Here is a 24425-nt window from a genome sequence, read left to right as displayed (position 1 = left end):
AGCAGAAACATCGCAAGCACGCACTGATACCGAATATCGACGCAGTCCTCAGGACGAAATCTAAAGCGTTGAGCTCGGGTGGTTAGCTCAGCTGGGAGAGCGGCGCCCTTACAAGGCGTAGGTCACAGGTTCGATCCCTGTACCACCCACCAAAATGGAGCGGTAGTTCAGTTGGTTAGAATACCGGCCTGTCACGCCGGGGGTCGCGGGTTCGAGTCCCGTCCGCTCCGCCAACTTTTTCTGAATTCTCTTGCCGTTTATGGCACGGAAAATAAAACCGACTTGCGCAAAGCATGCCGGTTCTTTCTTGCGTCCGGATTTTTTCGGGCACGGAAATAGGTGGAGCAGCAGGACCTGATGTTCATGAAGCTCCATCAGGTCCTCCGTCCGCGTCCTACTGCGCGTTCACGACAGCCTCAATCTGCGCAGCCACGTCTTTTCCAACCAACTCATGCATCCGACCGCTTGGATGAATCTTGTCGAAGAAGGCATAGTTTGGCAGCAGGGCCTCATTACACGGCGGCTTGAATGCGAAATCTGCAATGATGTAGCAAGCGTCCGTGGTGTTCGTCAAACCCAGTTCAGCAGCTCGTGCTAGCTTGTCATTGAAGATTGCAAAGGTGTCAACCACGGTGATCTCTACGCCGGTGAGATTCATGGTCAGCAGCTGGTTTTTCACAGAGTCCAAGGTAAGGCGTAATGAATCGTTGTAGTACTGCGTCAACATGCTGGCCTTGGCGGCTCTTCCGGGCGTTCCTGCATCTGCTTCCAGGAGATCTGGGGTCTTGCCGATATCCGGCACAGTCAGCACGAAGAACTCCCGACCACCCCTGGTTGCGATATCCATGACCGCATCGCCAACTTCGGCCACCGCTGCATCGAGTGCAGCCGTCGCTGCAGCACCCTCCTGTCCAACAGCGCCAGTAATGTCATTACCGCCTATAAATATGATGAACAAATCCTTCGGATCCACGACATCATTGTTGTTGCGCAGGAAGAAATCGATCTGGTTGCTCAGTGTCAGGTTCGGGTCTGGGTCGTTCGCCTTCGATCCGGACACAGCATAATTGGTGCCGTCTTCCCCTGGTTCGACGTATTCCGCCGGTTCAACCGCTTCGCCCAGCGCCTGGGCCACGTAATCGACAATGACGGGACCGTTGGTAATTCGATTTTCATAGAATGGGTCAGGCAGATCGTCGTTGAATGTCAGAAATTCTCCGATGTTCCCGGTGTCAGAGAGACTGTCCCCGAAAACGTAAAGATCCCGTCCTTCGTCACGTTCTTCCTTATCGTCATCATCGCTACAGGCGATGAGCGAGCAGCTGATCAATACACTGGCGAGCAGTCGCCGCACGGGCACGGCATTCATGGATTCGAGCACGTTTATAACTCCTTCTGGGCTTGTTGCGTCCTTCGGACTCTCCTGCCGCTAAATTTGCAGCACAGGCTGGATACGCTCGAATCATGGCAACCGGAGCAGAGACCTTCACGATACTGTCATCAAGTCTGGGAATACTGTGTGGAAGACGGGCGAAGCGCCCATTGGAGGCCGGACAGGAGAACGTGACATGCAGGATTACTATGAAGAACTTATGGAGGAGAGTGTTTCACGCAGTAGTGACATTTTCTTCGATGATGACAGCGACCAGGACGATGGCGAGGAACTCTAGACGACGCGCTGAGGCGAGTAAGTCTGGCTGCTCATTCGTCTGCCTGCCATCGTCTGCGGGCACGGTGAAACGAAGCGGGGTTGGCAAAGCCAAGCTCGAAGCTGATCTGGGTGAGTGAGCGGTTTGTGGTTTTCGCCAGGAGTTCCGCCCGGTTGCGACGCACCTCATCCAAAAGCCTGTTGAAGCTGGTGTTCTCTCTCGCGAGCTGTCGACGCAGCGACCACGGGGTCGTCACCAGTTGATCGGCTGTTTCAAGAAGGCTGATACCGCCACTTTCCAGACGAGAACGGATGACCTCCGACACTCGCTCTGCCATCGTCATATCCACCTGTACTCTGGTAAGCGCTTCATCGCAGATGCCTAGCATCTGCAGGTGCGTCAAGGGGTGCTTGTACAGTGATGGCAGGTCAAGGGCGGATTCTGAAAACAGCACTGCATTCCGCGCCTGGCCGAAATACACAGGGCAGCCAAAGAAGGCTCTGTAGGCCTGAGCATAGTCAGGTTGCGGATACTCCACTTCCACATAGTCGACGATGTCGCTTCGACCGGTGAGCCAGCGGGCAATCGCGAACCAGCCGGCAAGGGTGGCGTCGACGACGAAGTGGTTAAATTCGTTATAGGGTTCGAGCGAGTAGAGTTGAGCTACGCCGTGCAGCCGACGGTTCGATTTCGTGGCGCGTGATCGATCTTTGATCTGCTCGCGATAATAGCGACTGCTGCCTTGCTGGTTCCTGCTGGCCAGTCGCTCATACATGATGGCCAGCCTAATCGCGTGTTCCAGCGAGTTGGCAGTCATCGCGGCGTAACCCGGTAGCCCGAGGGTGGTAACCTGCATCCGCGCACCCATTTCAAGCCCCAGATCGGCCCGGCCGCTCAGATCAATCAGCTCCTTACCGATACGCATGTAACGCTGAATGCTCACTCTCGTCTGGGGCTGCTGGAGCGCCTCCTCGCCGAGCTTGTATTTACGCAAAACGGGATCGGGGGTCGCGCCTAGAATCTGTGCAGTATCGATCAGCAAACGAAGAAAATTTACTGATACATCGCCAAGTGGGCGAGCGCTACTTTTGGGACGTGTCATGGGCCTGCGCTTCAGAGATACGATTCTGTAAGTTTAGGACATTGTCCTGTTGTCTGTCAGGGTCTACATTACAGCGCTACAGAATGACCAGTTGCCCGATGTTGGGCAGCCAGCTCACCAGCGGAGATCAGTATGCACGCGACTCTCGAGTCAGATCAGAAATATCCACACATGCTCAGCCCACTGGATCTCGGGTTCACCACCCTGAAGAACCGCATGTTGATGGGCAGCATGCATACTGGCCTCGAAGAGTCTCCGAACGGCTTCAACCGCATGGCAGCCTATTTCGCAGAGCGAGCCAAGGGCGGTGTTGGCCTGATCGTCACCGGTGGCATCGGTCCGAACGAAGAAGGCTGTGTGGCGCAGGGTGCCTCCAAGCTGACGACGCCGGAAGAGGTGGCCAAGCACAGGATCGTCACGGACGCTGTGCATGCTTACGACGGCAAGATCTGCATGCAGATTCTCCATGCTGGCCGTTACGCCTACCATCCCAAGCTTGTGGCGCCATCGGCGATCAAGGCGCCAATCAACATGTTCAACCCTAAGGAGCTGTCGACCGAAGAAGTCGATGAGCAGATCGAAGCCTATGCCCGCTGCGCCGCATTGGCTCAGGAAGCCGGCTACGATGGCGTCGAGATAATGGGGAGTGAAGGCTACTTCATCAACCAGTTCATCGTTTCGCACACCAACAAGCGCACCGACAAGTGGGGCGGCTCCTATGAGAACAGAACACGACTGCCTATCGAGGTCGTTCGTCGGGTACGCGAGCGAGTCGGACCGAATTTCATCATCATCTACCGCCTCTCCATGCTCGATCTCATCGACGATGGCAGCACCTGGGATGAGGTTGTACAGCTTGGTCAGGCCATAGAAAAGGCCGGCGCCACTATCCTGAACACTGGAATCGGCTGGCACGAAGCACGAGTGCCGACAATTGCGACCATGGTGCCGCGCGCGGCCTTTACGAAAGTAACAGCGAAGCTCAAGCCGCATGTCAACATTCCGGTCATCACCACCAACCGGATCAACATGCCTGCAGTAGCTGAAAAGGTATTGGCCGACGGTGATGCCGACATGATCTCCATGGCGCGTCCTTTCCTGGCGGACCCCGACTTCGTCAACAAGGCGGCGGCCGGCAAGGCGCATGAAATCAATACCTGTATCGCCTGTAATCAGGCCTGCCTTGACCACACCTTCCAGCTCAAGCTGACGAGCTGCCTGGTGAATCCACGCGCGTGTCATGAGACCGAACTTGTTTATATAAAGACCGCGCAGCCACGCAAGATTGCCGTGGTGGGTGCCGGGCCTGCTGGACTGGCGGCGTCGACGATTGCCGCAGAGCGTGGCCATGATGTGACCCTGTTCGACTCGGCTGACAAGATCGGTGGTCAGTTCAATATGGCGAAGCTGATTCCTGGCAAGGAAGAGTTCTACGAAACCCTGCGTTACTACGACGTCATGCTGAAGAAGCACAATGTTGATGTGCGTCTGGGCGTGCGCGTGACTGCGCAGGACCTGATTGATCAGGGTTTCGATGAAGTCTTGCTCGCGACAGGTGTGAAGCCGCGGACCCCTGAAATCGAAGGTATCGATCATCCGAAGGCTGTGAGCTATATCGACGCCCTGTATCAGCGAGTGGAAATAGGTCAGAAGGTCGCGGTTGTCGGTGCCGGTGGTATCGGTTTCGACGTTTCTGAATTTCTCACGCACACTGGTGAATCACCGGCACTGAATACCGAAAAGTTTATGGAGGAGTGGGGCGTCGATCTGGGCGTAGACCATCGTGGTGGTGTTGCTGGTGTGGAAGCAGAGATCGAGAAGCCTGCGCGCGAGGTCATCCTCATGCAGCGCAAGACCAGCAAGCTTGGCAAGAATCTTGGCAAGACCACCGGCTGGATCCACAGGACCTCGCTGAAGCATAGAGACGTCAAGATGCTGTCAGGCTGTGAATATCTGAAGATCGACGATGAAGGTTTTCACATCACTGTCAACGGCCAGCCGCAAGTGCTCGATGTCGACCACGTCATCATCTGCGCAGGGCAGGAGCCGTTGAGAGAGCTGTTCGAACCGCTGGAAGCAGCAGGTATTCCAGTGCAGCTTATAGGTGGATCAGACGTCGCTGCCGAGCTGGATGCCAAGCGCGCGATCAATCAGGGCTGCCGTGTAGCCGCAGCACTCTAGGCCGTTCGCGGAAGCCAACCCCGTCACAAGTCCGACCCTTCACAGTGCCAGCTACAAAGCTGGCACTGACACCCCAGCCTTTTAGTGCTATTTTTTTCCTGTTGGACCGGCTCGACAGCATGTCGTCCGGAGTGCTTTTGAAGTCGGGGATCGAATGCCCAAAACAGAAATGGTTAATGGTTTTGAAGCGGTACTGTTTCTGGAAGACCAGTACGTGGTCCGGCAGATGCGGTTTGCCGAATTCGAAGCTGTGCTCGATGGCGTCGTGTCGATGCCTGATCTTGCGGATGCCGAGTCATTCGCTGTCTATGCCGTGATGGATGAGCAGCTCCAGGTTCGCGCCACGGTCTTCTTCAAGATCTATTTTGATGAAGACGGTCGCGCCGATCCCGAATGGAACCTGCCGTTGAGAAGGCTCGCGCGAATAGCCGGACCGGGCCCCGACCTTGGTGCCGGCCCGGTTCGTCTTGCCTGTCGAAGCCAGTGTCCGATTTCGTGGCATCTGGCTGACCTGTGGGATCCGGACATGCGTCCTGGCGGCAACGACTTCCAGGTTATTCGCAAGGCCATCAAGGATAACAGGCTAGGATTCGACCGCGTTGCAGAGGGCGCAAGTGGCGGTGCGTCAGGTCTTAAGAGTGGCGGCTATCGTGAGTTGCCTGTTCACGATCAGTTCAGTGACGCTGATAGTCAGGAGCTCAGCGACGAAGATGCGCTCAGTCTAAGTGATGAGTTGCAGGCAACACCCGAGCGTGATGGCACGGGGGTAGATCACCGGACCCGTCTGGCGCGACTCCTGCGCGATCAGCGGCTGCGGATAAAGGCGCTGTCGAGCCAGCATGAATCCGAAATTGGCGATCTTGTTCGTGCACAGCGGCTGGAGCAGCAGGCACACAAGAACCGGACGCAAGTACTCGAACAGAAGCTTCAGCAGGTTGGCGTACTCAGCGACCAGCTGAAAGCGCGACTGAAGGAACGTGGCGAACAGGTCCTCAAGCTGCAAGCTACGGTCGACGAGCTCAAGCAACAGATGCGTTTGCTACAGAAGCAGGTGGCGGCAGGTGCAGTGAGCGGAAAAGCAGGTGGGGCCGATGAGGATCGCAATGCCAGCCGCCTGCGGGCTGAGCTTTCCATCGTGAAGGAGCAGTTGCAACGGCGTGAAGCAGAGTTGCAGATGCGCTCTGAGCGCGAAGATCAGTTGATAGCTGAACTCCAGTCTGCCCAGGCCCAGGTCGAGGATCATGATGAGATGGAGATCGTAACCAGGCTGTCTGAGCTCGATGTCGTCTTCGTGGTATACCATCCGGGTGCGGGCCATTTGACGCTGCCAGCGGCGGATCTCAAGATCTACTCGGAGAAGCCGCTGGCCTATGCCGCCAGCCGTTGCTTTGTGACCGAGCAGAACTACAAGCACTGGCTGGAGCATTACGAAACCCCATTATGTGAAGTCTGTGGCAAGACCGTCGAAAGGATCACTGTGCCTGCTGACTATGAACATGGCGAAGACAACCGCTGTGAGGCTCATAAAGTCGAGCTCTGATATCACGCCTCTGATCCAGCTGATTCCTGCGAGCACCAGCTTTCCACAGCCCGGACAGGGGCAGTTTCTCGTGGTCCGTGGGGACTGTATTGGGGCAGCAGGCGAGGGCAACAAGTACTTCAAGCTGCTCTACAACCTTCCCTCCCTTGAAGCAGAAGCGCCGCCTGTTGTCTCTGTCGGCGGGCCCTGGTCAAACCACCTGCACGCCCTGGCACATGCCTGCGCCGCTCGGCAGCTGACAGTTCACGGCTTTATTCGCGGCCTTGATTATTCGAACACGCCCACCATCGATACCCTGCGCAGCCTGGGGATGCAGCTGCACCATCTTGATCGGGTAACCTATCGAGCAGAGCGCGATCAGCAGTGGCAGGGGCTGCCAGAGCGCCTGGGTCTTGCGCCTGATCAGGTCTGCTTGCTGCCGGAAGGCGGCAGCAATGCTGCTGCGGTGCGAGGCGTCCGGGTGTGGGCGCGATCCATTTTCGATGCGCTGCAGCCAAGTGCGGTCGACCCTGTCACGCTGTATGTTGGCGCCGGCACCGGCGCTACTGTGGCGGGGTTTATCTGCGAGGCTTCAGAGCACTGCCGAATCGTCGGCGTGCCCGCAGGCCGCTTTGGCAATTGGCTAGGCGATGCCGTAACCCGGGCGATAGCCGCACAGGCCGTGCCGGTTGAATGTGAATGGGTCCTTGAGGATGGCGGCGACGCTGGCAACTTCGGGCGCATGACAGATTGGTTAAGAGACTTTATTTCAGGCTTCGATAGAGAGTATGGTATCCGGCTCGATCCTGTGTACACCGGCAAGGTTGCACGGGTGGCACTCGAAGGCGTCGCGCATGACCAGCGCCGACACGTCATGATTCACACTGGCGGCCTTCAGAGAGCAGCCTTTCCCGTCCTCCAGGAGTAGACAGACACATGGATCAGTTCAGAAATATTGGCTTGATTGGCAGACTGGGGTCGGTACAGGTCATCGACACCGTCAGGCGCATCAACAAGTTTCTGAACCTTCAAGGCTATTCGGTAATTCTCGATGACGGGATTGCGAATGTGATGCCCGGCCACTCGGCCCAGGTATCGACGGCCAAAATGATGCGGCAGAGCTGTGATCTCGTCATTGTCGTAGGCGGTGACGGAAGTCTCCTTGGTGCTGCCCGCGCGCTTGCTGGCTCCGATGTGCCTGTTCTGGGGGTCAACCGGGGCCGTCTGGGCTTCCTTACGGATATCTCGCCCAACACGGTCGAAGCTGAAATCCTCGAGGTGCTCAAGGGCAAGTATGTCTCGGAATACCGCTTCCTCATTGGTGCGCTGGTGCGACGGAATGGCGAGCCTATCGGTACCGGTCTGGCGCTGAACGACATCGTGCTGCATCCGGGTAAAAGCACCCGCATGATCAGCTTCGAACTGAATATCGAAGGTCAATTCGTCAATAGCCAGCGCTCGGACGGCCTGATCGTCGCTACCCCGACCGGTTCTACGGCGTACGCGCTCTCAGCTGGTGGACCAATAATGCACCCCAAGCTTGACGCCGTCGTATTAGTCCCCATGTATCCACATACACTGAGTTCACGACCCATCGTGGTCGACGGCAACAGCGAGATCAAGATTCTGATCGGTGAAGACAACCAGACCTATCCGCATATCAGCTGTGACGGTCAGACCCATATCAACTGCGCCCCTGGCGATACAGTCACCATTAGCAAGAAGCCCCAGAAACTGCGCCTCATTCATCCAGAATCGCATGATTTCTATCAGATCTGTCGTGAAAAACTTGGCTGGTCCGGGCATCTGGGAGGTTTTTAGACTTGCCTGCGCCCTTGGGAGCAGCTGTGCCTGAATCCAGCATTTGCGAAGGCTATGACCTCATTGGCGACGTTCATGGCTGTGGCCTCACACTCATTCGTTTGCTCGAGAAGCTCGGTTATAGCCGCCAGGGTGGCTGTTATCGTCATCCAAGCCGGAAGGCGATTTTCGTCGGCGACATCATCGACAGGGGGCCGCGCATACGCGAGGCACTCAGTACAGTTCGGGCAATGGTCGACGCCGGCCAGGCCTACGCGATCATGGGTAATCACGAGTATAACGCCCTGAGTTACTGCACCACGGACGGTGAGGCTTCGGAAAAGCGCTATTTACGAAAACGTACCCCGCGTAATGACCGACTCATCAAGGAGACGCTGGACCAGTTCGCATTGCATCCGCATGAGTGGGCCGCCTATCTGGAATGGTTCATGACCCTGCCGCTGTTGCTGGATTTCGGCCACTTCCGTGTAGTCCACGCCTGCTGGGACAACGATCTGATTGCGCAGTTTCTCCAGCGTTACCCCGATGCGCGCATCGACCTGGATTTTCTCAAGGCTTCAGCAAATCCGGAGTCTTTTGAACATAAGGTGATGGACCGTCTCACCCGTGGTACCGATCTTCGATTGCCGGCTGGTGTGCGCATAGCCGGCGGCGATGGTTTCGTCCGTGACTTCTTCAGAACGAAATACTGGGCGACCAACCCTAAAACCTATGGTGACGTTGTATTTCAGCCTGATGCGCTGCCTGAGAGCGTCGAAGATCGCCTGCTGACGCCTGAAGAACAGGCCATGCTGGCTTACTATGGCCCTCACGAGCCGAAGCTGTTCATGGGGCATTACTGGCTGACCGGCAAGCCACGCCGTATCCGACCGAACATTTGCTGTCTGGATTACAGTGCCGTGAAATACGGCAAACTGGTGGCCTACCGGCTCGATAATGAGCAGGAGATCAGTGAAGACAAGTTTGTCTGGGTAGACGTTGGCAAGGAATCCCAATGGTAGGCTCCGCATGTTCAAAGCTCTAGAGCTCGATGTCGAAACGGATATCAGCGCACTGTACGAAGCACTGAGGCTCAACGGCGTGCCGGTGAGAGTGATCGAGCAGAATGGCCTGCAAAGCATCTGGGTCGAAGACGAGGCCCTGGTCGACAAGGTGAGGGAAGCATTCAGCCGTTATACCCGAAGCCCCGAGATCAGACAGCAGGTCGAGGCCGAGGTCAGCCATCTGCGTGCGAAGAGAAGTCAGCGCAGCTCCGAGGAGTCGTCGTTCTCGAATACGATATTGGAGAGCACGGCCCGCTTCCCGCTGGTCTGGCTCACGTTGGCCTTGCTTCTGCTTGTAGGTGCCTGGACCGGTTTCGGCCGGTTTCCGTCGCAGGATGATTTCTACATGGTTCCGCCCTCGCTGTATGGCGTCGATGGGCTGGCTCAGCGTTGGGAGGTGCTCTGGCGAGTTCTGCTGGAGGGGCAACTCTGGCGGCCGATTTCCCCCGCTCTGACGCATCTGGGGGTACTGCATCTGGTCGGCAACGCGCTCGGTCTCTTCGTTTTTGGGCGAGCCATCGAGTTGATGCACGGCAGGTTGTGGATGCTTGGGCTGATGCTAACGTCTGCGCTGGCCAGCAACCTGGCGCAGTACCTTTTTCACGGGGCGGCCTTCGCTGGTTTCTCAGGTGTCGTATACGCACTGGTGGGCGTGCATGCGGTGGCCCTCATGCTGGACAAGAGTAATCCGGTTTGGGGACCTTCTGGCTTTGTTATCCTGGCCATCATTGGCATGGCCTTCGGGCTTAGTAATCTCAGTGAGCTGTTTGACGTCTACATGGCCGACACGGCTCACTTCATCGGCTTCCTCAGCGGCGTATTGTGGCAAGCCTGTTCGTCACTTGTCAGGCAGCCGCCCAAGCGGCACGCTCCGCTGCATTGACTAATCGATTTGGCGTTAGCATAGGAAAAGTTCATGGACCTGCAGACTCTTCTCAAACAGATTACACCGGACGTCTACGACGCATTGAGGCACTCTTTGCAGCTCGGGCGCTGGCCTGACGGTAAACCGCTCACACAGGAGCAGAAAGCGCTCTGCATGGAGGCGATCATCCGTTATGAGCACATCAACAACTTTCCGGAAGACAAACGTACTGGGTATGTGGGGCCGAAAAAGACATCGGCCTGCGGAACACAAGCCGAACAGATCCTGACCATCAGAGAGACGGGAGAACGACATTGAGCACCAGCCCAGAGCCTACAGCGACAGCACCAAAACTTACCCAGCCCGACATTCCTGATGCTGCTCCCGGGCCAGAGGCCCAGGCCGCGAGCGCATCGCAGAATCAGGCTGTCTACCTGCGCGATTACACACCGCCAGCGTACCGGATCGACACGGTCGATCTTTATGTCGATCTCCATGAGGACCATGCGCTGATCACCGGCAAGCTGACTATTCAGCCAGCAGACGCCAGTTCCAGGGCCGATCTGTGGTTACACGGCGAAGCGCTCGAACTCGTCAGCGCCAGTCTCAATGGCGAGCGACTCTCGGAGGATGACTTCCGTATCGACGAAAATGGCATGCTCGTCAGCTACCGGGACGACATGGCGCAAGCCTTCGAGTTCGAAACCGTGAGTCGAATCAGGCCACAGGACAATACCCGTCTGGAAGGCCTGTACCGTTCGAAGAACCTGTTTTGTACCCAGTGCGAAGCTGAAGGCTTCAGGCGCATCACCTGGTTCCTTGATCGACCAGATGTGATGGCTACCTACCGCTGCACGATCGAAGCTGATCGGGATAAATATCCGGTCTTGCTCAGCAACGGCAATCTCGTCAGCGAGGAGAACGTAGATGGGAACCGCCACCGGGCTGTCTGGGAGGATCCCTTCCGAAAGCCGAGCTATCTGTTTGCGCTGGTAGCAGGCACCCTCGACAGGGTGGAGGACAGCTTCACCACCATGTCTGGTCGCAACATCGACCTGCACATTTACGTCGATCCCGGCAACGCCGGCAAGTGCCGCCATGCGCTGGATAGTCTCAAGAAGGCGATGAAGTGGGACGAAGAGCGCTATGGCCGTGAATACGATCTTGACCTGTTCAATATTGTTGCGGTCGACGATTTCAACATGGGGGCGATGGAAAACAAGAGTCTCAATATCTTCAATTCCAGCTGTGTGCTGGCAGACCCGGCTTCAGCCAGTGACGCCACATTTGATCGTGTCGAGTCCATCGTAGCCCATGAATATTTTCATAACTGGTCAGGCAACCGTGTCACCTGCCGTGACTGGTTTCAGCTGAGTCTCAAGGAGGGGTTTACGGTCTATCGTGACGCCTGCTTCAGTGCCGACATGCACTCGCCCGTGGTCAACAGAATCGAACATGTCCGCTTCCTTCGAACCGCGCAGTTTGCGGAAGACGCAGGTCCCATGGCCCATGCCGTGCGTCCTGAAAGCTACATGGAAATATCGAATTTCTATACGCTCACCATTTATGAGAAGGGCGCGGAAGTCGTCCGTATGATTCACCTCCTGCTCGGCGACGAACTGTTCAGGCGCGGTAGTGATCTGTACTTCGAACGCTTCGATGGCCAGGCTGTCACGACAGAAGATTTCGTCGCGTGCATGGAAGAAGTCAGCGAGCGCGATCTCACCCAATTCAAGCTGTGGTACAGTCAGGCTGGCACGCCCGGCGTCAAGATCAAGGACCGCTATGATGCGAAAACTGGCGAGTACCAGCTCAGTATTCGTCAGCACATACCGGATACGCCTGGCCAGACCAACAAGAAGCCAATGCACTTCCCGTTCTGTATTGGTCTTGTATCTGAGGATGGCAAGGATTTCGATACCAACGTGGACTCGGCGTCCACGGCTGCTGCCAGTTTCCGTGAAGGTCATGGCCTCATGATCGAGCTGCGTCAGAAGGAAGAGACCGTCATTTTCAAGGGTATCCCCCACAAGCCGGTTATTTCTCTGAACCGGGGCTTCTCTGCGCCGGTTCGGGTGGAGTATGAGTACGATACCACTGAGCTGCTGCATCTGATGCAGTACGACAGTGACGGCTTCAATCGCTGGAACGCTGGGCAGATTCTCGCCCTCGGTCTGTTCGACAGGGTATTGGGACGCGCATCTGCCGGAGATAGCGAAGGGGGGGGCGTGGTCGAGATCGATGAGGCTGACAAAGGATTTCTGCAGGAATATTCGAGCGCGCTGAAGCAGTACCTGAAGCCAGGGTCAATCAGCAGCCAGGACCCAGCCTTCTGCGCGCTCCTGTTGCAGTTGCCGGACTTCTCTGCCTGGATCGAGCGCCTGCCACAGGTGGATATTCAGCTTGCGCTGAGTTGTTACGAACAGGCGACACTGGAAATCTGCAAGCAACTGGAGCAGGCCGCCAGCCAATGCTATGACGAGCTGGCCTCACACCCGAACATTGCAGATCGTGAGGCAGGGGCGGAACTGCGCGCGCTGCGCAATACCTGTCTGGCCATTCTTTCACGCCTGCCGGAGCACGCCGAACGGGCGTGGCAGCAGTTCGAAACCGCTCAATTGATGACAGATCAACTGGCCGGCTTCAGAGCCCTGTTACGCTATCCCCGTTCACAGTCGAACCGTCCGGAGCAGGCCATTGCTGCCTTTGAAAAGCAATGGCAAAACGATGGCCTCGTCATGGATAACTGGTTCGCACTTCAGGCAGCCTCCAGAGAGTATGGGACCCTGGCGGATATTAAGCGCTTGTCGGAACATCGTCTGTTCAGCCGCTTCAATCCGAACAAGTTGCGCTCGCTTTTCACGACCTTCGCCGCTCAGAACTGGGCCTGCTTCCACGACCCCAAGGGCGACAGCTATCGCTTCATACGTGAAACCATCGCTGAGCTGGATCAGACCAACCCGCAGATCGCTTCCCGAATGACCACGCCGTTGACCCGGTGGCGGAAGTATTCGGAGCCATACAGCAGCCTGCTCAGGGCAGAGCTGGAGGCCTTGGCGAATCCGGAGGGTGAGACCGAAATATCAAAAGATCTGTACGAGATCGTGTATAAATCACTTCAGGAAGCCAATAAAACAGATTGATTTGCCTGACAGCCACAGGTGGAGCAGCCGTCTCCACCGTGGACAAACTGCGGTGCTGGTCTACGCTAATGAAGTTGGGTACCGTCTGGACTTCGTGATTCGTCTCCTCCGGTGCCAGGTCCCTCACAATCGTCAGGATTACACAGCAGCATGACTTTTATGAACCGGTCGCTACCCTCTAAAACGCTCCTTAGTATTTCCTGCGCAGCCCTTGTGGTCCTCACGGCCCAAATGCCCGCGCATGCAAAGGTCTCTGCCGCAGAAGCGGCAAAGCTCAAGAACGAACTAACGCCTTATGGTGCGCCGCGCAAGGGCAACGGCAAGGATATTCCTGACTGGAAGGGCGGCATCACCGAACCACCGAAAGAATATGAGCGGCCTGGTCAGCATCATCCCAATCCCTTCGCAGATGAGAAACCACTTTTCACGATAGACTCCACAAACATGTCCAAGTACGCGTCGGCCATGTCGGACGGCTTGCAGGCGATGGTCAAGACTTACGCCAGTTCATTCAAGGTGCCGGTTTTTACCTCGCATCGTACTCACGCTGCACCGAAGTGGGTCTATGAGAATACCTTCGAGAACGCGACTTCTGCCGAACTCGTAGACGGCGGAAACGGTATCAAGGGTGCTTATGGCGGTGTGCCGTTCCCAATCCTGGAGGGCTCGGACGAACAGAAGGGGCTGCAGGCCATCTGGAATCACATTACCCGCTATCGTGGAATCTTCGTGACAAGAAAGGCCAGCGACGTGGCCGTACAGCGAAATGGCGAGTACACGCTGGTCACCTCTCAGCAAGAGGTCTATTTCAATTATTACAATCCAGAGGGATCTGCGAAAACCCTCGATAACGTCCTGTTCTATTATCTGTCTTTCAACATTGCGCCAGCACGAAAGGCTGGCGGTGCCGTGCTTATTCATGAAACTGTCGATCAGGTGAAGGAGCCCCGGCAGGCGTGGGGCTACGACTCTGGTCAGCGCAGGGTGCGAAAGGCACCGAACCTGGCATACGACTCACCCATCGCGGATGCAGAGGGTCTTCGCACAGCCGACGACACCGATATGTATAACGGCAGTCCAGATCGCTATGACTGGAAGTACATGGGCATGCGTGAAATGTACATTCCCTACAACAGCTACAAGCTGTCTCAGGAAGACGTTACCTACGAACAACTGCTCGATACGAGTCACCTGAACCCGGATCTTCTGCGCTTTGAAAAACACCGGGTGCATGTCGTTGAGGCAAAGCTCAAGAAAGGCGAGCGCCATATCTATGGCAAGCGCGTATTCTATATTGACGCCGACAGCTGGAACGTGGCAATGGTGGATCAGTACGATACCCGCGATGAGCTCTGGCGTGTCAGTATGGCCCACCTCAAGAACTTCTATGAGCTACCCACGACCTGGACCACGGTCGACGCGTTTTACGATCTGAGATCCATGCGCTACCACGTGCAGGGTATGGACTCCGAAGAAAAGACTGCAAAAATGTTCACCGGTGAAGCACCATCAAGACGTTACTTCAGTCCGCAGGCACTGCGCCGTCGAGGCAGATAGTATTGTGACAACTCCCCGCTGCTTACAGGAATCATAAATGAGTTCAGCACGCACAGCGAAGTTCTGGCTACGCAAGGCCGGCCTGGGTATTTCATTGGCGACCGCATTGGCGGGCGTCATGCCGACGGTCGCCTCCGCGGCAGAACCCTTCGCAAAGTCAGCCATTCAGAGTGACCTCGTCACTTCCACGCTCCTGATCGACGTGGTCAGTGCAGGCAAGCGGCTGGTTGCCGTAGGGCAGCGGGGCCATATCATCTATTCCGATGATGGCGGGAAGACCTGGGAACAGGCCGAGGTGCCGGTTAATGTGCTGCTGACGGCAGTACACTTTCCTGACGCTGATCATGGCTGGGCAGTAGGGCATAGCGGCGTCATTCTTCATTCCAGCGATGCTGGCAAGACGTGGACGAAGCAGTTTGACGGTGACGACGCCAACAAGCTGGTGATCACTGAAGCCGAGGCCACTATCGAAGAGCTGGAAGCCGCAATAGCTGCACTGCAGGCAGGCAACGGGGCTGCCAAAGGCGGTAAGGGCTCGCTGGCCGACCTCGAAATGCAATTGGAAGAGGCGCAGTACAGCCTTGAAGATGCACAGGAAGATGCCAAGCTTGGACCGACCAAGCCCTTACTTGATGTCTGGTTTCAGGACAGTCAGCGGGGCTTTGCGGTAGGCTCCTACGGCTTCTTTTTCAGAACGGTCGATGGCGGCAAGACCTGGCAGAATTACTCTGGCAACATCGATAATCTCGATCGCTTTCACCTCAATGCCATCAATCAGGTGACGGGTGGAACGATCTACATTGCTGGGGAAGGTGGCATCGTCTTCCGTTCAGTCGATGCTGGCGAGTCCTGGCAAACAATGGAAAGCCCGTATGAGGGCTCGTTCTTTGGGGTCACCGGTACCGGCAATGTGAATGAGGTTCTCCTGCTCGGCCTGCGCGGTAACATGTTCCTCTCGACCGACAACGGCGCGACCTGGGACGAAATCAATTCGCAGACCGACGCCACGCTGACCGGCGGGATGGCGCAGAGCTCTGGTCGAATGGTTGTCGTCGGCAACTCGGGCGTCATGCTCTTCAGCTCGGATCACGGCAGGACCTTCCGCGCCCGTATTCGCGATGACCGTCTGTCGCTGACCTCCGCCTGGATCGTGAATGAGGACAAGGTCCTCATCACCGGCGAAAGCGGTGTCAGCATCATGAACGGTATCAGCAAGATTTAAACTGCATTCCCAAATAAGAACTTCTCGAAGGGCTCGTTATGTCAAATCCGCTGCACGACAAGGGCGAACATTATATTACCACCCCCAAAGCTGAGCCTTTGCTGGAGCGGCTGATATTCAACAATCGACCGATTATCCTGATCATCTTTGCTTTGCTGACGGCCTTCTTCGGATATCACGCGGTCCAGATCAAGCCAGATGCCAGCTTTGAACGTCTCATTCCGCTCGAGCATCCTTACATCAAGAATATGATGGAGCACCGGGCAGACCTGCAGAACCTCGGTAACTCGATTCGTATTGCTGTGGCTGTGAAGGACGGCGATATCTTCACCGAAGAGTACATGGATCTGCTCGAGAAGGTTACAGACGAAGTATTCTTCCTCAACGGCGTCGATCGTGCGGGTGTTCAGTCCATTTGGACGCCGAACACTCGCTGGGTCGAAGTGACCGAAGAGGGTTTTCAGGGTGGAACGGTTATTCCTGGTGGCGATGGCTGGGACAAGCAACGTTTGGCCAGCCTGGAACAGAATATTCAGCGATCTGGTGAAATCGGAAGGTTGGTCGCAGACGACTTCAAGTCGACGATTATCTCCGCGCCTTTGCTCGAGAAGAATCCTGAGACTGGCGAGACGCTGAACTATCAGGCTTTTGGAAACTCGATTGAAGAAAAGATCCGTGAGAAATATGCCGCTGATAACCCTAACGTCGAGATTCACGTCGTGGGGTTCGCCAAGAAAGTCGGTGATCTAATCAACGGTATTCAGTCAATTGGTCTGTTTTTCCTCGTGACCATTGGCCTGACTTTCGTGCTGCTCCTGCTGTACTCGCGTTGCTGGTCCGGCACGCTCACGCCAATTTTCGCTTCGATCATTGCAGTGTTCTGGCAGTTGGGCATATTGAAACTACTTGGTTTCGGACTCGATCCGTACTCGGTGCTGGTGCCTTTCCTCGTCTTCGCGGTGGGCATCAGTCATGGCGTCCAGATCGTCAATGCCATGGCTGTGGAAAGTGCGGACGGCCACAACGCGTATGAGTCAGCGAAACGCGCTTTCAGAGGACTCTATGTTCCCGGCATGATCGCACTGTTGAGTGACGCAATCGGCTTCCTGACGCTGTTGTTCATCGAAATTGATGTCATTCGTGATTTGGCTGTGTCGGCAAGTATCGGTGTGGCGGTGGTCATCGTCACCAACCTCGTGCTGCATCCGGTGCTGCTGTCCTACGTCGGTATCAGCAAGAGCGGCGTTCGCTATGTTCAGAACCACGACGAGCGTCACGATCGAAAGTGGCATTGGATGTCGAAGTTTGCTCATCCGTCGGTTGCGCCGGTGTCCATCCTGATCGCGCTCATAGGTACCGGGCTTGGTTTCTATCTCAAGCAGGATCTGAAGGTCGGTGATCTCGATCCCGGCGCTCCGGAGCTTCGGGCCGACAGTCGATATAACATGGACAACAAGTTCATGATCGAAAACTACAGTACGAGCTCTGACGTGCTGGTTGTCATGGTCAAGACAGAGCCTGAGCGTTGCTCGAGCTATCCTGTCATGGCGGCGATGAACGAACTCCAGTGGCGTCTCGAGAACACCCCTGGCGTTGAGTCGACCGCCTCGATCGTGACAGTGTCCAAGATCGTAACGAAGGCCTTCAACGAAGGTAACTTCAAATGGTCGGAGTTGTCGCGTAACCAGCAGGTTATTAACTCCTCTGTCCAGCGGGCGCCTTCTGGCCTCATCAATTCCGACTGCAGCCTGACGCCAGTGTTGGCCTTCCTGGAAGACCACAAAGCCGAGACCCTGCAGCGCGTCGTGGACGTGGTGGAAGATTACGTTGCTGAAAACCCCCAGGACGATTTTCAGTTCCTTTTGGCTGCCGGTAACGCAGGTGTGGATGCGGCAACCAACGAGGTCATCAGCGACGCAAAGAACATGATGCTGGCCTTCGTTTATGCTGTAGTCAGCATACTCTGCTACATCACCTTCCGATCGATTCGTGCGGTGCTCTGTATTGTCATTCCACTCGGTCTCACCTCGGTGCTGTGTGAGGCGTTGATGGCGCAACTGGGCATTGGTATCAAGGTCGAGACGCTTCCGGTTATCGCGCTTGGTGTGGGCATCGGTGTCGACTACGGTATCTATATCTACGCCAAGTTCGAGCACTTCCTGTTACAGGGCCGCTCGCTGCAGAATGCGTATTTCGAAACGCTGCGCAGTACAGGCAAGGCTGTGATATTTACCGGTATCACCCTTGGTATCGGCGTCTGTACCTGGATATTGAGTCCAATCAAGTTTCAGGCCAACATGGGACTGCTGCTGTTCTTCATGTTCATCTGGAACATGGTCGGCGCAATCTGGTTGCTGCCAGCGCTTGCCCGATTCCTGCTTCGGCCCGACCAGATGGTCGCCCGAGCAAAAGCAGCTCAGGTAGCCGGATAGGCAATCGCAAGGAGATGGTTCTGTCATGGAAGGACGGTTCGGAACAGGCAGGTGGCGGTCGAGGCTGCTGCACTGCCTGTTGATAATGACAGCGTCGTATGGCGTCGCTCAGGCTGAAACGCCAAAGCCAGTAGCCGCGCCGACGATTACCATCGCGACCGGCAATGAAACTGGCGTCTACTTTCCTGCAGGCGGCGCCATCTGCCGCCTGGTCAACCAGGTGTACAGCAACAAGGGAACCCGCTGTTTCATCGAAAGCACCGATGGCAGTATCGCCAACCTTGAGGCACTCGCCCGCAAGGACGTCTCCTTTGCAATCGTTCAGACCGACTGGCAGTACAATGCCTATCATGGCAGCGAAACCAGGTCTGCCCAGAAATCGCTCCGCTCGGTCTTCAGTCTGCATCCAGAGGCATTTACTGCAGTCGTACGTGCCGACTCTTCGGTTCATGATCTCGACGATATGAAAGGCAAACGTGTCAACGTCGGGAGCAGGGGCTCCGGCCAGCGCGCTACCATTGAAATTCTCCTCAGCCACCTTGGCTGGAGTTTCAGTGAATTCAGTGAAATCACCGAATTGCCCGCAGTCGATCAGCCGGATGCGCTGTGTCGCAGCAAGATCGACGTCATGCTCTATGTGGTTGGACATCCAAACGGTGCCGTCAAGGAAGTCACTACGCTGTGCGAAAGTCGACTGATTCCACTCAGTGCCGAGATGATCAAATCACTGAAGACAGCCTTTCCCTACTATCGCGATGCGACCATCCCGGCAGGCATGTATCGTAATAACGAAGGCGCTACGGCAACCTTCGGTGTCGGAGCGGTTCTGGTTACCGATGCCGCCACGGATGACGAGACTGTATACCGGCTCGTCAAAGCGGTCTTCGACAACTTCGAAGCGTTCAGGCAGCGCCATCCAGCACTCGCAAATCTGCGCGTCCAGGCTATGGCCAACGAGCGCCTGGCCGCTCCGATCCACCCCGGCGCCGCGCGCTATTTCCGTGAGGCGGGTCTGACGCCTCAACACTAGCAACAGGGAAGCAGGTTCAATGGACAAGGCAGCTATCATCCACTATCTCCACACGCACATTCCCATCAGCAAGGCCATGGGTGTCGAGGTGGTCGAACGGAGCGAGGCGGCCATTACGCTGTCAGCGCCGTTTGCGCCCAATATCAATCATCAGGGCACCGTGTTCGGCGGCAGTATCGCCTCAGTCGCGACGCTTGCGGCGTGGACCATGATCTATGTCCGCTTGAAAGCGGAAGGGCTCGATGGTGACCTCGTCGTACAGCGTTCGAACATCGAATACCTTTTGCCCATGCGTGAAACATTTACTGCCCGCTGTGCCCTCGACGAGCAGGCCTGGCAGCGCTTCAGCAGCATGTTCGCCCGCCGTCAGAAAGGCCGTTTGCATATGCTTAGCGAAGTATATTGCGGCAATGCGCTGACCTGCCGCCTCGAAGGCGACTTCGTGGTCAGTGCACCCTAGGCAGGTCGACGGCGCGAGCCCATCTGGGACTGCGTTTCACAGCCTGACCTGATAGCCATGGGCGCCAGCACTTGATAGAATCCACCGCCGTTTAATTGCGAAGTGTAGCCTCTGCTACCAGCGTCAATAACAGAATCGAAATCGAGGTAGAGTCACTATGCCGCTTATCACCCTCCCGGATGGCAGCGAACGAGCGTTCAGTCAGGCTGTCACCGTGCATGATATTGCCGCAGACATTGGTCCAGGACTTGCCAAGGCAGCACTGGGTGGAAAACTCATTCATGAAGATGGCCAATCGACCCTGGTCGATACCTCGTTTCTCATCGACCGCGATACCCGCCTCGCCATCGTGACTGAACGTGACGAAGAAGGCCTCGATATCATTCGTCATTCTGCCGCCCATCTTCTGGCGATGGCCGTACAGGATCTGTTTCCGGAAGCCCAGGTGACCATAGGGCCGGTCATCGACGATGGCTTCTACTACGACTTTGCCTTCCACAGACCATTCACGCCAGATGATCTCGAAGCTATCGAGAAGCGCATGGAAGAACTGTCGAAGGATGACCTGCCGGTGTTTCGTTCCGTCATGGGTCGGGAAGAGGCCATTAGCCTGTTCGACAAGATGGGCGAAGCGTACAAGAAGGAAATCATTGCATCGATTCCCGGTGAAGAGGCTCTCAGCTTCTATAAGCAGGGTGATTTCATCGACCTTTGCCGCGGCCCGCACGTGCCTAGTACCGGCAAAATCAAGGCCTTCAAGCTGACGCGAGTGGCTGGTGCCTACTGGCGCGGTGACTCGAATAACGAGATGCTCCAACGCATTTACGGCACAGCCTGGGCTAACAAGAAAGATCTCAAAGCCTATCTCAACCGCCTGGCGGAAGCTGAAAAACGTGATCATCGCAAGGTCGGCAAGAAGCTCGATCTGTTTCACATGCAGGAAGAGGCGCCAGGCATGGTCTTCTGGCATCCGGACGGCTGGGCCATCTATCAGGCGGTCGAAAAGTACATGCGCGCGCAACAGCGGGCACGCGACTACAAGGAAATCAAGACGCCGCAGGTCATTGATCGCAGTCTCTGGGAAAAGTCAGGGCACTGGGAGAAGTTCCGTGACGACATGTTCACTACCCAATCGGAAGATCGCGACTACGCCATCAAGCCCATGAACTGTCCTGGGCACGTTCAGGTCTTCAACCAGGGGCTGCGATCGCACCGCGAACTGCCACTGCGGTTCGCCGAGTTTGGCTCCTGTCATCGCAACGAAGCCTCGGGCGCCTTGCATGGCCTTATGCGCGTGCGCGGTTTTACCCAGGACGATGGCCATATTTTCTGCACCGAAGACCAGATCCAGTCTGAATGTGCAGCCTTTATAGATTTTCTTCACGACGTCTATGCCGACTTTGGCTTTACCCAGATGCAGTACAAGCTTTCGACCAGACCTGAAAAGCGCGTTGGCGATGATTCACAATGGGACAAGGCCGAAAAGGCTCTGGAAGATGCCCTTAATGCCAAGGGGCTGCCGTGGGATTTGCAGCCGGGTGAGGGTGCGTTCTACGGCCCGAAGATCGAGTTTTCACTGAAGGACTGTATCGGTCGGGTCTGGCAGTGTGGCACGATGCAGGTCGACTTTTCCATGCCTGGTCGGCTGGGCGCCCAGTATGTGAGCGAGACGCAGGAGCGCCGGACGCCGGTCATGCTTCATCGCGCAATTCTCGGTTCGTTCGAGCGGTTCATCGGTATTCTTATTGAAGAATACGAGGGCGCTTTCCCAACCTGGCTGGCACCAAAGCAGGTTGTAGTGATGAATATTACCGATAATCAGGCCGATTATTGCCAGAAAATCGCCGATAAATTGAATTTAAACGGTTTCCGGGCCGTATGTGACTTGAGAAATGAGAAGATAGGCTTTAAAATCCGCCAGCACACAATTGACCGGACTCCCTATCTTCTTGTCGTGGGCGATAACGAGGTCGAATCGAACACCGTGGCGGTACGTACGCGCACAGGTGAGGACCTCGGCTCAGACAGTATCGAGGCTTTCATACAACGACTCGAAGCCGATATCAGTAGGAGAAGCCGCGGCATGGCCGCAGGCGTTCCGGATCAGAACAGTTAATTAGCGGAGAATACACGATTAAGCGCACCCAAGCAGGCAGTGGCAAAGAACGTCCAAAAATAAACCAGAATATCGTCGCAACCCAGGTAAGACTGATTTCCTCTTCTGGGGAACAGATGGGTATTGTGTCCTTGCAGGAAGCATTGACCGCGGCGGAGGCAGAAAGTCTCGATCTGGTCCAGATGTCTGAGGGTGACCCCATAGTCGGCAAGATAATGGACTATGGTAAGAAGATCTTTGACGAGAAAAAGCAGAAAGCCGCTTCGAAGAAAAAGCAGAAGCAACAGCAAGTCAAGGAAATGAAGTTCAGACCAGGCACGGAAGAAGGTGACTATCAGGTAAAACTGCGCAACCTGATGCGTTTCCTAGAGCAGGGAGATAAAGCCAAAGTATCGATTCGCTTTCGCGGACGTGAAATGGCGCACCAAGAGCTCGGCATTCATCTTCTCGAACGTATCGAGAAGGACCTTGCCGAGATTGGTACTGTCGAATCGAGACCAAAAGTCGAGGGACGTCAGGCCATCATGGTGATCGCTCCTAAAAAGAAGAAGTAGTCGAGAGACTCACAGCAGTTTTTGAATAGAGCAATTGCGGAGTAAGTTATGCCCAAGATGAAAGCCAAGAGTTCGGCGAGTAAGCGGTTCAAAAAGACAGCCAACGGCTATAAGCACAAGCAGTCTTTCACGAGCCACATCCTCACCAAGAAAAGTACCAAGCGTAAGCGTCATTTGCGTCCTATGGCGCAGGTTGCGAAGTGCGATGTGCCTTTGATCAATCGCATGCTGGCTTGTTGAGGAGATAGAAAATGGCTCGAGTAAAACGTGGTGTGCAGGCCAGGCGTCGGCACAAGAAGATTCTAAAGCAGGCCAAGGGCTATTACGGCGCTAGAAGCCGTGTATTCCGGGTTGCCAAGCAGGCCGTCATCAAGGCAGGTCAATATGCCTATCGTGACCGTCGTGCGAAGAAGCGTGTTTTCCGTGCGCTCTGGATCGCGCGTATCAACGCCGGTGCACGCATGAACGGCCTGAATTACAGCAAGCTGATTGCCGGTCTCAAGGCTGCGAACGTCGTTATCGACCGTCGCGTACTTGCCGACCTGGCCATGAACGAAAAAGACGGCTTTGCCGCCGTCGTTGAACGGGCTAAGACAGCACTGGCAGCTTAATTAGCTTGAAGTGATGTAAAGACAGCGCCTCTCCGGGGCTGTCTGATAGGTCTGATAAAAGGGGAAGGGGCAACTCTTCCCTTTTTTCGTCTGGGTCAAAGGTAGAACAATGAGGATGGCAAATGGACAACCTTGAAGCCTTGCTGCATCAGGCGCAGGGTTCGATTCAACAAGCGAGCGACCTGAAGGCGCTCGAGCAGATCAGGGTCGACTACCTGGGTAAGAAAGGTCATTTCGCTGGCCTGATGTCGAGTCTGGGTAAAATGAGTGCGGAAGAGCGTCCCGCTTTCGGTGCTCGGGTAAACGAGGCCAAGAGCGGTATACAGGACGCCTTGAATGATAAGCGGGCCCAGCTTGAATCAGCGGCGCTAGAAGCCCAGCTTACGGCTGAAGCCATTGATGTCACGCTGCCGGGTCGATCGCAGAGTACTGGCAAGTTGCATCCGGTCACCCGGACCATGCAACGGATCGAAGCATTTTTCACCCGCTGTGGTTATAGCGTTGAGGAAGGCCCCGAGATCGAAGACGATTACCATAACTTCGAAGCCCTCAATATTCCCGCCCATCACCCCGCGCGTGCCATGCACGACACGTTCTACTTCGATCCTGGCACCTTGTTGCGTACCCATACCTCGCCTGTACAGGTCAGGGTCATGGAGTCGGCGAAGCCGCCATTCCGGATGATCTGTCCTGGGCGCGTCTATCGCAACGATTCAGACCAGACCCATACGCCGATGTTTCATCAAGTCGAAGGTCTGCTGGTCGACAGACAGGTGAGCTTCGCGGATCTCAAAAGCACCATCGTTTCGTTTCTGCGAGAGTTTTTCGAGCGCGATCTCGAGGTTCGTTTCCGCCCTTCATACTTTCCGTTCACCGAGCCTTCGGCAGAAGTGGATATCGAATGGGGTCGTGACGAAAATGGCCAGGTCAGATGGCTTGAAGTCATGGGCTGCGGCATGGTGCATCCGACGGTATTCGAGGCTTCTGGCATCGATACCACACAATACCGCGGTTTTGCCTTCGGCATGGGCGTCGAGCGAATGGCGATGCTGCGATATGGCGTGAATGATCTCCGCCAGTTTTTCGAAAACGATTTGCGCTTCCTGAACCAGTTCTAGCA

At 55.8% G+C, this 24425-nt stretch carries 20 protein-coding genes and 2 tRNA genes; 20 read left to right on the top strand and 2 right to left on the bottom strand.

What is annotated here, in order from left to right; translation table 11 throughout:
- The first annotated feature begins 76 nt into the window (after positions 1–76).
- A tRNA-Val gene (locus ACH3PB_RS11470) sits at positions 77–152 on the top strand.
- Between the two features lie 4 nt (positions 153–156).
- A tRNA-Asp gene (locus ACH3PB_RS11465) sits at positions 157–233 on the top strand.
- Positions 234–394: 161 nt separating this feature from the next.
- On the opposite strand, the gene ACH3PB_RS11460 is transcribed toward ACH3PB_RS11465, so the two are convergent.
- Positions 395–1381, bottom strand: coding sequence for an SGNH/GDSL hydrolase family protein (locus ACH3PB_RS11460; RefSeq protein ID WP_416394945.1), 987 nt, complete (start codon positions 1379–1381; stop codon positions 395–397).
- Between the two features lie 320 nt (positions 1382–1701).
- Positions 1702–2751: an AraC family transcriptional regulator ligand-binding domain-containing protein gene (locus tag ACH3PB_RS11455; protein WP_416394943.1), complete on the bottom strand. Its 1050-nt coding sequence runs from the start codon at positions 2749–2751 to the stop codon at positions 1702–1704.
- Between the two features lie 132 nt (positions 2752–2883).
- On the opposite strand from ACH3PB_RS11455, the gene ACH3PB_RS11450 reads away from it, so the two are divergent.
- From ACH3PB_RS11450 to pheS, 18 genes are all read left to right on the top strand, one after another.
- Entirely contained in the window at positions 2884–4932 is a 2049-nt protein-coding gene (locus ACH3PB_RS11450; protein WP_416394941.1) for an FAD-dependent oxidoreductase, read from the top strand.
- 154 nt (positions 4933–5086) lie between these two features.
- A complete protein-coding gene (locus tag ACH3PB_RS11445; protein ID WP_416394939.1) occupies positions 5087–6472 on the top strand; it encodes a DNA repair ATPase in 1386 nt (461 codons plus the stop codon).
- Complete coding sequence (locus ACH3PB_RS11440) at positions 6429–7379, top strand: hypothetical protein (RefSeq protein ID WP_416394937.1); 951 nt, start codon at positions 6429–6431, stop codon at positions 7377–7379. The genes ACH3PB_RS11445 and ACH3PB_RS11440 overlap by 44 nt, the downstream gene beginning before the upstream one ends.
- 8 nt (positions 7380–7387) lie before the next feature.
- Complete coding sequence (locus tag ACH3PB_RS11435; RefSeq protein ID WP_416394936.1) at positions 7388–8272, top strand: NAD(+) kinase; 885 nt, start codon at positions 7388–7390, stop codon at positions 8270–8272.
- Between the two features lie 26 nt (positions 8273–8298).
- Positions 8299–9273 (top strand): metallophosphoesterase, encoded by a 975-nt coding sequence (locus tag ACH3PB_RS11430; RefSeq protein ID WP_416394934.1) that lies wholly within the window; start codon positions 8299–8301, stop codon positions 9271–9273.
- A gap of 7 nt (positions 9274–9280) precedes the next feature.
- Positions 9281–10198 (top strand): rhomboid family intramembrane serine protease, encoded by a 918-nt coding sequence (locus tag ACH3PB_RS11425; RefSeq protein WP_416394932.1) that lies wholly within the window; start codon positions 9281–9283, stop codon positions 10196–10198.
- Between the two features lie 33 nt (positions 10199–10231).
- Positions 10232–10498 (top strand): YeaC family protein, encoded by a 267-nt coding sequence (locus ACH3PB_RS11420; protein WP_416394930.1) that lies wholly within the window; start codon positions 10232–10234, stop codon positions 10496–10498.
- Positions 10495–13323 carry an aminopeptidase N gene (gene pepN, locus ACH3PB_RS11415; RefSeq protein ID WP_416394928.1) on the top strand — a complete coding sequence of 943 codons (2829 nt, stop codon included), beginning with the start codon at positions 10495–10497 and terminating at the stop codon, positions 13321–13323. The genes ACH3PB_RS11420 and pepN overlap by 4 nt, the downstream gene beginning before the upstream one ends.
- 231 nt (positions 13324–13554) lie before the next feature.
- Complete coding sequence (locus ACH3PB_RS11410; RefSeq protein WP_416394927.1) at positions 13555–14880, top strand: DUF1329 domain-containing protein; 1326 nt, start codon at positions 13555–13557, stop codon at positions 14878–14880.
- A gap of 37 nt (positions 14881–14917) precedes the next feature.
- On the top strand, positions 14918–16102 hold the full coding sequence (locus tag ACH3PB_RS11405) for a WD40/YVTN/BNR-like repeat-containing protein (RefSeq protein ID WP_416394926.1): 1185 nt from the start codon (positions 14918–14920) through the stop codon (positions 16100–16102).
- 38 nt (positions 16103–16140) lie between these two features.
- Positions 16141–18534, top strand: a complete 2394-nt coding sequence (locus ACH3PB_RS11400; RefSeq protein WP_416394924.1) for an efflux RND transporter permease subunit — start codon at positions 16141–16143, stop codon at positions 18532–18534.
- An 85-nt stretch (positions 18535–18619) separates the two neighbouring features.
- The gene (locus ACH3PB_RS11395) at positions 18620–19564 is read left to right on the top strand and encodes a TAXI family TRAP transporter solute-binding subunit (protein WP_416394922.1); all 945 of its coding nucleotides are present in this window, start codon (positions 18620–18622) and stop codon (positions 19562–19564) included.
- A 19-nt stretch (positions 19565–19583) separates the two neighbouring features.
- A complete protein-coding gene (locus tag ACH3PB_RS11390; protein ID WP_416394920.1) occupies positions 19584–20024 on the top strand; it encodes a YiiD C-terminal domain-containing protein in 441 nt (146 codons plus the stop codon).
- A gap of 157 nt (positions 20025–20181) precedes the next feature.
- Complete coding sequence (gene thrS, locus ACH3PB_RS11385) at positions 20182–22140, top strand: threonine--tRNA ligase (RefSeq protein WP_416394919.1); 1959 nt, start codon at positions 20182–20184, stop codon at positions 22138–22140.
- A gap of 59 nt (positions 22141–22199) precedes the next feature.
- Entirely contained in the window at positions 22200–22694 is a 495-nt protein-coding gene (gene infC, locus ACH3PB_RS11380; protein WP_416399450.1) for a translation initiation factor IF-3, read from the top strand.
- A gap of 48 nt (positions 22695–22742) precedes the next feature.
- A complete protein-coding gene (gene rpmI, locus ACH3PB_RS11375; protein WP_344802942.1) occupies positions 22743–22934 on the top strand; it encodes a 50S ribosomal protein L35 in 192 nt (63 codons plus the stop codon).
- Between the two features lie 11 nt (positions 22935–22945).
- Positions 22946–23305 carry a 50S ribosomal protein L20 gene (gene rplT / locus ACH3PB_RS11370; protein WP_344802944.1) on the top strand — a complete coding sequence of 120 codons (360 nt, stop codon included), beginning with the start codon at positions 22946–22948 and terminating at the stop codon, positions 23303–23305.
- Positions 23306–23427: 122 nt separating this feature from the next.
- A complete protein-coding gene (pheS, locus tag ACH3PB_RS11365; RefSeq protein ID WP_416394916.1) occupies positions 23428–24423 on the top strand; it encodes a phenylalanine--tRNA ligase subunit alpha in 996 nt (331 codons plus the stop codon).
- Positions 24424–24425: the final 2 nt, after the last annotated feature.

It is taken from the genome of Allohahella sp. A8, assembly GCF_047946665.1.
Taxonomy (GTDB): Bacteria; Pseudomonadota; Gammaproteobacteria; order Pseudomonadales; family Oleiphilaceae; genus Allohahella.
The sequence above is the reverse complement of the archived record's forward strand: the minus strand, read 5'-3'. Positions and strand labels throughout refer to the sequence as shown.